Source organism: Micromonospora sp. R311, from assembly GCF_056780015.1.
Map to the genome: position 1 here is coordinate 1 of NZ_JBSWCE010000103.1, position 1,682 is coordinate 1,682.

A 1,682-nucleotide genomic window follows, 5' to 3' on the forward strand; every position below is an offset into this window, starting at 1 on the left:
CCTCGCTCGGGCTGAGCCTGATCGAGGCGATGGCGATCGGCATGCCGGTCGTCGCGCTGGCCACCACCGAGGCGGTGATGGCGGTGCCGCCGGGAGCCGGTGCGCTCTCCACCCGGGTCGACGTCCTGCTGGACGCCGCCCGCCGGTTCGTGGCGGAGCCGGCCGAGGCGCGCCGGGCGGGCGCCGAGGCCCGCGCGGCCGCGCGGGACCGCTACGGGCTCGACCGTTTCCTCGCCGACTGGGACCGGCTGCTGGAGGAGGAAGTATGCGCATCGCGATGATCTCGGAGCACGCCAGCCCGCTCGCCATCCTGGGCGGCGAGGACGCCGGTGGCCAGAACACCCATGTCGCCGAACTCTCCGCGGCGCTCGCCGCCGCCGGGCACGACGTGCGGGTCTACACCCGCCGCGACGCGGTGGACCTGCCCGTGACGGTACGCAGCCCGGACGGCTACGACGTGGTGCACGTGCCGGCCGGGCCGGCCGAGCCGGTGGCCAAGGACGCGCTGCTGCCGCACATGAAGGAGTTCAGCCGGTGGCTGGTCGACCGGTGGCGGAGCGACGACTGGGCGCCCGAGGTGGTCCACGCGCACTTCTGGATGAGCGGCCTCGCCGCGCTGGCCGCCAGCCACCAGACCGGCGTGCCGGTGGTCCAGACGTACCACGCGCTCGGCACCGTCAAGCGGCGTCACCAGGGCGTCCAGGACACCAGCCCGGCCCGGCGGGTGGCCTACGAGCGGGAGCTGGGCCGCTCCGTCGACCGGGTGATCGCGCAGTGCCAGGACGAGGTCGGCGAGCTGGTCCGGATGGGGGTGCCGCGGTCGCGGATGACCGTCGTCCCGTCCGGGGTCAACCTGGCCACCTTCGCGCCGCTCGGCCCGGCCGCCGACCGCGAACCCGGCCGGCCCCGGATCCTCACCGTCGGCCGGCTGGTGGAGCGTAAGGGCTTCCAGACCGTGATCCGGGCGATGGCGCTGGTCCCGGACGCCGAGTGCGTGGTGGTGGGCGGCCCGCCGGCCGGCCTGCTGGAGACCGACCCGTACGCCCGGCGGCTGCGCGCCCTGGCCGGCACCTGCGGGGTGGCCGACCGGGTCCGCCTCGTCGGCGCGGTGCCCCGGGAGGAGATGGGGCGCTGGTACCGCTCCGCCGACATCCTGGTGGCCGCCCCCTGGTACGAGCCGTTCGGGCTCACCCCGCTGGAGGCGATGGCCTGCGGCGTGCCGGTGGTGGGCACCGCGGTGGGCGGGATCAAGGACACCGTGGTCGACGGGGTCACCGGGGACCTGGTGCCGGCCCGGGACCCGCGGGCGCTCGGCACCGCGCTGCAACGCCTGCTCGACGACCGGGTCCGCCGGTTCGCGTACGCCACGGCGGCGCTCGAACGGGCCCGGCGGCGCTACTCCTGGGCGGCGACGGCGGAACGGCTGGTGGAGGTCTACACCGAGGTGGCCGCGGTGCGCCGGCCGACCCGGGTGGTGGCCTGATGACGGCGGGCACCCTGCTCGACGTCCACCTGGCGAACCTGGCCGCGGCGCTGCTGCCGTACCGGCAGTGCGAACAGCTGCTGGCCCGGTGGGGTGAGACCCTCGCCCGCCGGCTGGTCGACGGCGGCCGCCTGCTGGTGGCGGGCAACGGCGGCAGCGCCGCCGAGGCCCAACACCTCACCGCCGAACTCGTCGGCAA

1 protein-coding gene and 2 pseudogenes are annotated in these 1,682 nt (G+C 76.2%); all 3 read left to right on the forward strand.

All coding sequences use genetic code 11. The features are described from left to right. Positions 1-281: pseudogene (locus AC1WTP_RS34330) on the forward strand (glycosyltransferase family 1 protein); the annotation flags it as partial. Beyond that, positions 266-1,483 (forward strand): glycosyltransferase, encoded by a 1,218-nt coding sequence (locus AC1WTP_RS34335; RefSeq protein WP_481653366.1) that lies wholly within the window; start codon positions 266-268, stop codon positions 1,481-1,483. The pseudogene AC1WTP_RS34330 and the gene AC1WTP_RS34335, both read left to right, overlap by 16 nt. Beyond that, positions 1,483-1,682 (forward strand): annotated as a pseudogene (locus tag AC1WTP_RS34340) (phosphoheptose isomerase); the annotation flags it as partial. The gene AC1WTP_RS34335 and the pseudogene AC1WTP_RS34340, both read left to right, overlap by 1 nt.